6 protein-coding genes are annotated in these 9,030 nt (G+C 67.7%); 1 reads left to right on the top strand and 5 read right to left on the bottom strand.

Translation table 11 applies throughout. The annotated features are described in order from the left end of the window. Nucleotides 1-385: 385 nt before the first annotated feature. From D7Y15_RS23730 to D7Y15_RS23715, 4 genes are all read right to left on the bottom strand, one after another. Entirely contained in the window at nt 386-973 is a 588-nt protein-coding gene (locus D7Y15_RS23730) for a DUF1629 domain-containing protein (RefSeq protein WP_121754033.1), read from the bottom strand. A 1-nt stretch (nt 974) separates the two neighbouring features. Further along, on the bottom strand, nt 975-1,169 hold the full coding sequence (locus D7Y15_RS45900; RefSeq protein ID WP_368667404.1) for an AHH domain-containing protein: 195 nt from the start codon (nt 1,167-1,169) through the stop codon (nt 975-977). Between the two features lie 208 nt (nt 1,170-1,377). Further along, nucleotides 1,378-2,853, bottom strand: a complete 1,476-nt coding sequence (locus D7Y15_RS23720; RefSeq protein ID WP_121754032.1) for a DUF2252 domain-containing protein — start codon at nt 2,851-2,853, stop codon at nt 1,378-1,380. Between the two features lie 105 nt (nt 2,854-2,958). Then, nucleotides 2,959-4,323 (bottom strand): cytochrome P450, encoded by a 1,365-nt coding sequence (locus D7Y15_RS23715; protein WP_121754031.1) that lies wholly within the window; start codon nt 4,321-4,323, stop codon nt 2,959-2,961. Between the two features lie 305 nt (nt 4,324-4,628). Here D7Y15_RS23715 and D7Y15_RS23710 point away from each other — a divergent pair, with 305 nt between their 5' ends. After that, on the top strand, nt 4,629-5,459 hold the full coding sequence (locus tag D7Y15_RS23710) for a hypothetical protein (RefSeq protein ID WP_121754030.1): 831 nt from the start codon (nt 4,629-4,631) through the stop codon (nt 5,457-5,459). A gap of 61 nt (nt 5,460-5,520) precedes the next feature. Here the strand turns inward: D7Y15_RS23710 and D7Y15_RS23705 are convergent, their stop codons facing one another. Next, nucleotides 5,521-9,015 carry a hypothetical protein gene (locus D7Y15_RS23705; protein ID WP_148712854.1) on the bottom strand — a complete coding sequence of 1,165 codons (3,495 nt, stop codon included), beginning with the start codon at nt 9,013-9,015 and terminating at the stop codon, nt 5,521-5,523. Between the last annotated feature and the right edge of the window lie 15 nt (nt 9,016-9,030).

Below are 9,030 nucleotides of genomic sequence, written 5' to 3'. Positions count from 1 at the left end.
AGGAGCTGAAGTCCACCTACTTCAGCCGCATGCTGACGGCGGACCGTGACGCCTTCTATGATGAGGCCGTTCTCCTGCTGCGCCGCGTCCGCAGGCGCGGCAGGCTCCCCATCTGGGCCAACACCCCTGAACGGAATTAGTCGGGATGGCTTAGCGCCCAGAACAGGGACAGCACCAGCCATGGAAGCCGCATCAGAATCTCCAATTGCGAGCAATCGTCTCGGCTCAGGCGAAGGCATTCTTTCGGTGCACCCGGAGCGAAGGGAAATGGGTCGCAGGCGGCTGCCGCTCCGGGGAATCCCGCTCATGGTAGCAGCGGCCGTTCAGGGACGGCCATCCCCAAGAGAGACACTTCAGGCCCTCTGGCCCGTGGAGCGCTCCTCACTCAGGGTGTGCGTTGCGGACCCGTCACGCGGTTGAAGAACACTCCCGTGTTGCCGACTCTTTCAATTCCCTCCTTGACCTCCTCGGAGACAATCAGGGCCAGTTCCCAACCCACGGGGCGGAAGACACGCGCATCTTCAATTTTCGAAGTGTCGATACGCAGGCCAGAGATTGAGCGGTACTCGCCTACCCGCTCGGGTACAGCCCCGTCCGGAGGATATATCTGGACCTCGCGACAGTTGGCTTCGTCAATGCACTTGAAGCGCCGGGTCGCGTTGACGACATAGTATCGCTCTGGCGTCCCCTCAATCTCTATCGGGAACAACTGCACGTCGTCAGGCGCGAGTTCCCGGAAGACGCTCGCGGCCTGCTCATTCGCAATGGGCGTGCGGTCTGCATTGGCTACCGAAAAGGTGCGCTTCGTATCAACGTGAAAGGGGGTTGTCTTGAGAGGTCCCGGGTCAATCACCGGTCTGCCTTCCACGAACATCCACGGTTCCTCCAGCGAGCCCCCGTCCATGGGGACGGGTGTATCAAGGCACCACTGAGATACATCCCCAATCTCCACCGCGTAGAATTCTCGCGCCATCTCAGCCTCCACCCACCACGACCAGTTGCCTCAAATCCGAGCCAGTCGTAAGAAGATCTCCTGCAATCCTTGCCAGCTCCTCAATCAGGCGGCCCCGACACGGCTCCTCTGATTTGCATCGCCCCAACGCCTTCTCCAATCGGTCGAGAATAGCCCGATGGTATTCGCGTGGGTGCGGCCCCTGATGGGCTTTCAGACGTACCTGGTTCGCTTGGTGCAGATGTGATGAACAGGGCCCTCTGCGTTACCGGGTATTCGTCCCTGCTGGTATATCGCAATCGCTGCGACGGCACCCGGTGCGAGCGTGACGTTGAGCACACCCCGTCGCGAGCAGCAGCAACAGCGTGACGGCTCCGGCCAGCCTCATGGCGCTCCCCAAGCTCAGGAAGCGCGGCATCCTGACCTCAGTGCGTCAGGGCCTCCAGGGCTTTCGCCTGCGCGTCGATGAGGTGCCCGTAGTCCGAGTCCACCTGATCCGAATAGGCACAGGCGAACTCCGCGATGGCCTCGTCGAAGTGGTCGTTGCCGCCCAGGTATCCCGCGATGAGCGCGGCGTCGCCGGTGCGCGCATGGGCGCGGGCCAGGGTGGCTCCACACGCGTCCGCGTAGTCCTGGAACACCGGCCCCTCCATCTTCTCCGCGTCCAGCGAGCCCTTCATGTCGCGCAGCTGGCGCACGTAGAAGGCGCCCATGCCCTCCACTTCCGTCCAGCCGAGGAACAGGTCGGAGAAGGCCTGCATGCGCCGCTGGCCCACCACCACGCGCTCTCCCGCGCTGTGGAACTCGCTGGGGCCCAGGTATGGCTCCAGCACGGAGGCCTTGGCCTCCTTGAGCTGCAACACCAACGGGTCCTCCCCGCCGTTGCCTTCACACAGCACGACGTAGGCCTGCAGCCCCACGCTGCCCACGCCCACGACCTTGAAGCCCCACTCCTTGCGCCGGTAGCGCAGGCACAAATCCCTCACCGCTCCGTCCAGCGACTCCAGGTAGCCCACCGTGAGCCGCTTGATGCGCCGATCCAGCTCCGTGGCTGACACGTCCATCTTCACCGCGCTGAGCGGGAAGAGCAGGGGCGGCTGGTAGGCCAGGTGTCGCTGGCCGTTGCGCTCCACGGTGAGCTTCTCCACCGCGTGCGCGCTGGTGTGGCGCTTCGCCTTCTCCACCGCCTCCGCGGCGAGCTTCGCGGTGTCGACGGAGTCGGAGTTCTTCAGTTCCTTCGCGTCCACGTGGAGCGACCAGACCTCCAGGAGGCTCCGGGTCGTCAATTCGCGCATCGTGAGCCGGTAGGACTCCACGGCCTTGCGCGCGGCCTTCTTGCCGCAGCGGGCGCCCAGGCCGTTCTGCTTCGCGGCCACGACGAAGCTCGCGGCCAGGCGCTTCACGTCCCATTCGAAGGGGCCGGGCAGCGTCTCGTCGAAGTCGTTGAGGTCGAAGATGAGGTTGCGCTCGGGCGTGCCGAACAGGCCGAAGTTGGCCAGGTGCGCGTCGCCGCAAATCTGACTGCGCAGGCCGCTGTGCGGCGTGTGGGCCAGGTCGCGCGCCATGACGAAGGGCGTGCCGCGCAGGAAGGCGAACGGGGACTCGGACATGCGCTCATGGCGCACGGGCACCAGCCACGGCAACCGCGTGGCGTCGGACTCCTTGAGCTGCGCGAGCGGGTCGCGTCCCCGGAAGGCCTTCCACGCGGCGTGGCTGCTCCGGGGACAGCGCTTGCGCAGGGCGCGGCCCGCGTCCATGCGCTCCTCCACGGAGCGGAAGTCCACGGCCTGCAGCCGCGAGGGCTTCAGCTTCCGGGGCGTGCGCCGCGTGCGCTGCTGTTTCTGGTTGGATACGAGGGGAACCTTCGCGGCTCCCAGCTCGGATGTACCGTCCGCATCCATGGGGTGTGTGACTCCTCACCGCCAAAAGTGGGACCGGCACCCCGGAACCGGAAGCGTCCGGGGCCGGAAAATCGCTCACCCCTGGGGCAGGGGCGGATGCAGTGTTCACTCCCGAAGGAACACCTTACTCGGCGTGAGCGGGATGCCGCCCTTTGGACGCAGGGTGATGGCGGGAAGAACCTCGGGTGCGGGCCCTGGCGCGGCGTCGAAGTGGAGGCGCTGGAGCACCGTGGCCAGCACCAGGCGAATGACCATCAATGCGGAGCCCGCGCCGATGCAGAGCCGGGGCCCTCCTCCGAAGGGACAGTAGGCGAAGCGCGGGATGCGCCGCTCCAGCCCGTCCGCCCAGCGCTCGGGTCGGAAGGACTCCGGCTCCGGGAAGTGGCGCGCGTCCCGGTGCAGCGCCCACTGGGACCACGCAACCACCGTCCCTGCTGGCACGTGGACGCCGTCCATCCTGTCGTCCTGCTCCGCCACCCGGCTCATTCCCCACGCGGGCGGATACAGACGCAGCGACTCCTTCACCACCTGCTCGCAGTACGGCAGTGACGGCAGGTCCGCCACCGTGGGCTCGCGGCCTCCCAACACCGTGGCCAGCTCCCGCCGCAGCGCTGCTTCCGCCTCCGGATGGCGCGCCAGCAACCACAGACTGAGCGCCAGCGCGGCGGCCGTCGTCTCATGCCCGGCGATCATCAATGTCAGACATTCGTCGCGCAGCTGCGCGTCCGTCAGGTGCTCGCCTTCCTCGGCCTGGGCCTCCAGCATCAGGCCCAGCAGGTCGTCACCCGTGCCTCCCTGCCTCCTTCGGCGCTCCACCACGTCGTCCACGACGGCGTGCAATGCGCGCAGGCCGGCCCTGAACCGCAGCTGTCCCGGCGTGGGCACCCAGGCGGGCAGGGTGATGGGCGTGTCGAAGAGGTGCTGGGCATGCAGCATCACCGCCTCCATCGCCCGTCCCAGCTCCCTCGCCTGCGCGGAGAGGTTCGCGCCGAAGAGCGTCTCCGCCACCACGTCCAACGTCAGTGCCATCATCTCCGGGTACGCGTCGAACGCCTCGCCCTCCCGCCGTGACGCCATCCAGGTGTTCGCGGCCTTCACCGCCACGCTCCCGTGCGCGGCCAGCAGGTTCTTGTGGAAGGCCGGCTGCATCATCCGCCGCCGCCGCATCCAGAAGTCGCCGTGACTGGTGAACAGGCCGTGGCCCACCACCGCCTCCAGGGCGCGCTTCTGGAAGGCGTCCTTCGGGTAGTTGCGGAAGTTCTTCACCAACACGTGCTCGATGGCCTCCGACGTGTTGAGCAGGTAGACGTCCGTCCCCACGAAGCGGGTCCGCACCACCGCGCCCCGGTCCGCGTAGCGCAGGAAGAAGCCCAGCGGATCCTTCCGGTACTCCAGCCCCTGCCCCACCCACGGCAGCCCCGCGGGAAGTGAGGGCGGAAGGACCGCGGAGTCGGAAGGGGCGGCGTGCATGCGGCGACTCCTGGACGGGGGCACAAAAGACCTTCCCGAGCGCTCGAGTGTACCCGAGCCAGTCCGGTGGAGGCCCAACGGTGACGGCGCACGCTACAAACCCAGCCGCGTGTGACATGCGGGGCTACTGCGACTTACCGCGTCAGCTGTTTTTCCATGGGAGTCCGGAAAATTTGTTTTCGCATGTTGCTGGCTCGGAGGGTGCAGAGGCCGTCGGCACCGCTCGCGGGGCGGATGTCTCGCGCGCGGTGTTTCACCCACCGGGTGAAACACACCCCATTTTCGAGGTTGAAGACATGCGGACGATGAAGACCGGATTCGTGATGGCGGCGGCGTTCCTGGCGCTGGCGGGTTGCCAGGGGCCGGACGACAGCGCGCAGGCCCCCACGGGCACGCAGGAGTCGCAGGCGCAGGGCTGTGTCTCGCGGTTCAATGGCATCCAGAGCTGCGCGGTGGGCAACGCGCAGCTGGCCGCCACGGCGGAGGGGCTCCAGGTGTTCGGGCTCGCGCAGGGGACCGCGAACGGCGTGGCCAGCCACTTCTCCAACGCGACGGGCTGGCAGCAGGCCGCGCGGATGAACCTGGGCGGCGGTCAGGGCCAGTTCTCGCTGGCCGCGCGTGACGCGGACCAGGTGGTCAGCACCCTGAGCGTCACGCCGAGCGCGAACGGCTCGCAGCTGTCCGTGGCTCCCGCCTTCACCGGCACGGCCGGTGGCTCCACCTACCGCGTCAACGTGTACCGCGACGGCGTGTTCCAGGGCGGCGGCACCCACGAGCCCGCGGCCCGCGTCGTCATCTTCACGGACTGGATGGGCAACGTGTACATGGCCTGGGGCTTCGCGGCCATCGACTTCCGCCACCTGCCGTTCCCGTTCGCCGTGCGCGCGGACTCCGTGCCCCAGACCGAGGAAGGCGCCTGCATCTGGCGCATGAACCTCAAGGGCAAGACCTTCACCACCCAGGTGAATGGCCAGCAGCTCACCGGTGACACCCTGGAGCTGGTGGAGCAGATCGGCGACGGCGCCTATCCCTACCGCCACTTCTCCGGCATCGACGTGAAGGGCTCCGCCGGCAGCTACACCATCGTGAACGAGGCCACTGCCCTGGTCAGCGCCGACGGCGCCCAGGCTCGCTAAGCCATTCCGGTGAAACACCTCCCGTCCCCCGGCTTCGTGCCAGGGGACGGGGGCGTGTGATTCACCAGAGCTGGAAGAGCTTCTTGTTCGAGCCGTCACCCGGGTTGTTGTAGAGGACGGCGTCCGCCCAGCGCGTGACGTCGAGCAGGAGCGCTCCCCACTCCGCGACCGCCGAGCCCGCGAGGATGAGCGCCTTGTCGGCTTCGCCCGGGATGAGGCCCGCCACGCCCTCTCCCGTCATGCCGCCGAAGGACAGGACGTTGGCGCCGAACTTCTCCGTGTCCCAGAAGGTGGAGTGGTAGGGCACGGAGGGGGCGATCTCCCCATCCAGCTCCAGGATGTAGCTGACGACAGACAGGACCAGGCTCACGAGTCCCATGAACGTGAGCAGCGTGCTGTCCGTCATCTCCAGCGCCTTCGCCAATCCCTTCGCCTCCACATCCGCGCCCCGCGTCCAGCTCAGCAGGGACACGAGCCCGGTGACCACGGCCTCCAGGGAATAGAGCGCCCAGACCATCCGGTCCAACTGCTGCGAGGGCACGTCCTCGTCGAAGGGGAAGCTCCCCGCCACCCCCGTCCAGGTCGCGACGGTCTGCCCGGTGGAGAACCACCGCTGCGCGGGCGCGCTCTTCGTGAGCTGCCCTCCCGTCAGGAAGAGCGTGTAGCAGAACGAGGAGATGATCGAGAGCGCACCGCCGATGACCGAGTAGTTGTGGGCGGAGTCGCCAATCACGTTGTCGCCGTTGTCGTCCTTCGACTCGGGCAGCGCCACCAGTGACGTCGTCCGCCAGGGCGTCATGACCCGCATGAAGCTGGACTGCTTCTGTTCGGGGATGGGTGCATGGCCCGTCAGCAGCTTGAAGACAATCGTGACAGGGATGGCCGCGAGCAGGCTGAGCGCGCCCAGCATCGTCAGCGAGTCCTCGCCCGTGAGCTTCTTGTACAGCCAGCTCAGGACCGGGATGTTGAACGGGCGCAGGAGCACGTCGTCGAGAATCGACTGGCTCACGTCCGCGATGACCTCGCACAGGCCCACCAGCAGGTCCCTGGCGGCGGCGAGCAGCGTCTTCGCGGCCTCGCCCGCCAGCAGCTGGACGATGGAGTGCAAGCTGACGGTGCCCTGCTGCACCATCGTCTGGAGGCCCTGGCACAGCTCCTTCACGGAGTCCGCGACGTCCGACAGGATGTTCCCCACCGTCTGGAGGAAGTCGGTGACGGCCTGCGCCACCGGCGCATCGGAGTCATCGGCCGTGCTCTCGCCGATGCCGCCGTGGGACACCTGGTAGGTGGAGAAGGTCGCGCCCGGGCTGGTGGTGAGGCAGTCGGTGGCGGACTTCTGCTCCGGCGTCTGCGCGGCCTGTGTCTGCGTCACCACCTGCTGCGTCGTCACGTCCGGCATGCCCAGCGCCGTCTGGCAGACGCCGTCCCACTTCGCGATGAGCCCGTTGAAGTACTCCGTGATGGAGGCCTCCATGCCCTGCATGCTGCCCGCGAGCGCGAGGACCACGTCCTTGGTCATCGCCTCCATCACGCGCTGGGTGGCCAGGATGTCGTCCCACGCGAACAGGAATCCCAGGAACGCGATGATGTCTTCAATCAGCATCGCCAGTTGTTGGAACAGCCAGCTGATGAGCTGGAGCGCCTCCTTGATGGTGCGCACGACGAACGTCACCACCTGCTCGCCAATCTTCACGAAGAACTGGAGCAGCGTCTTCGTGCCGCTGAGGATGGGCTGGATGACGTATTCGTAGACGGCGCCCGCGGCGCTCTTGAGCGCCTGGAGCACGTCGCCCGCCGCCGTCTCGATGGCGTTCGTCACGTTGCCCAGCACCGCGAAGGACGTCTGGGTCTTCGCCATCGCCGTGGGCGCCGCCGGCTCCAGGGGCGCCGACGAGCCGTCCGCGGGCAGGCTGTCCATGTTGTCCATCAGCTGCTGGAGCGACGCCTGCACCTGCGCCACCAGGTCCGGGTCCGCGCCGGGGGGCACCATGGGCGTGCCGTCCGACTTCGTCCACTGGGACAGGTCCTGGCCCTTCAGCTTCGCGGCCAGGTTCGCGCGCAGCTCCGCGCTGGGGTCCGCCGTCACGTCCTGCGCGAGGAACGGCGCGCTGAAGCGGAACACGGGCGTGCCCACGTCGGACACCTTGTTGATGAGCGTCACCGTGCCGCTGGCGTCTGTCTTCACCTCCACGCGCGTGCTGGTGTCCAGGTCCGTCCAGTAGCCGTTCACCATCACGCGGGACCACTCGGAGGCGTTCACCTGCACCGGCTGGCCCACCAGCGCCGCGCCCTGCGCGTCGGTGAAGCGCACCACCGTGGTGTAGCTGGGGAACTCCTGCCCGTTGGCCAGCGTGGGCAGCACCATGTCCGTGTTCTGCCAGGCGGTGGTGTCCGGGTCCTGCCACAGGTACGTGATGAGGCTGTTGTCCGTGGAGGTCACGAACAGCTCCCCCGTGGAGCGCTTCTGGTTGCGACGCGGGGCCAGCCGGGCCACGTGCTCGCGCTGCTGGAGCGGCGCGGACCAGCCCTCCGTGGCGCCCACCGTGTTGTTCAGGGAGAACAGCCGCTGGCTGCCGTCCACCGCCCACACGCTGACGCGCTGGGAGTCCTGCTGCGCCAGGACGGAGGTGACACCGGACAGCACGGCCGAGGACGCGATGGCCAGCGCGGTGCTCTTCGCGTTCTTCAGGCCCGTGGAGGGGAACCACGACAGCCCGTCACCGCCCACGTACAGCGCGCTCAGGCCCTGGTTCTGGCGGTCCTCCAGCGCCCACAGGCAGCGGCCGCCCGACGGCGCCGTCACCGACAGCGAATGCGTGGTGTTGGTGGACGGGTCCAGGAGGCTGGTGAAGGTGAGGCACCGCTTGCCGGTGTTGTCGTCGAACAGCGACCAGGTGCCCCGATAGGAGATGCCGGTGATGGAGGCTCGGGCCACCACCACGTCGTGCAGCGTCTGCATGTCCTTGGGCGGCGCCCAGTTCACCCACGCGCTGTTCGTGGCGCTCGTGGACGCGTCCACGAAGTATCGGCCGGTGGAGCCGTTCGTGTTCTTCACCTCCGCCACCAGCAGCGGCGCCTCGCTGGCGCTGACGAAGTCGCCCAGCAGGAGCCGCTGCACGGGCATGCCGCCGGGAGCGCCGTTGCGCTGGACCCACGCCGTGTTGAGCGTGTTCCACGGGCCGCCGTCCGGCGTGGGCGTGAGGGTGGGGGAGACGAACACGTGGCTGCCGCCCGTGCCGTCATCCATGGCCACGGCGATGATGACCTGGCCGGAGGGGGCCTGGACCACCGCGTAGCCCTGCACGTCGTGGTTCGCGTCCGGGCTGAGCTCGACCTGACGCCAACCGGTCGTCACGGTGGTGTCGCGCAACATCACCCACAGCGTCTTGCGCGCGGTGTTCGCCGAGGACGCGCCCACGCTGAACAGCAGCGGCGAGCCGCCGGTGTCCTCGGCGGAGGCGAGGGGATAGGCCGCGTCCACGGAGGTGGCGGCCAGGTAGTTGTACATCAGGCTGGAGGAAACAGTCGCCGAGCCCGTTTGGGTTGTCTGGGACATGGATGGGTTCCTTGG

The sequence above is a fragment of the Corallococcus sp. AB030 genome, from assembly GCF_003668965.1.
GTDB classification, from domain to species: domain Bacteria; phylum Myxococcota; class Myxococcia; order Myxococcales; family Myxococcaceae; genus Corallococcus; species Corallococcus exiguus.
The sequence above is the reverse complement of the archived record's forward strand: the minus strand, read 5'-3'. Positions and strand labels throughout refer to the sequence as shown.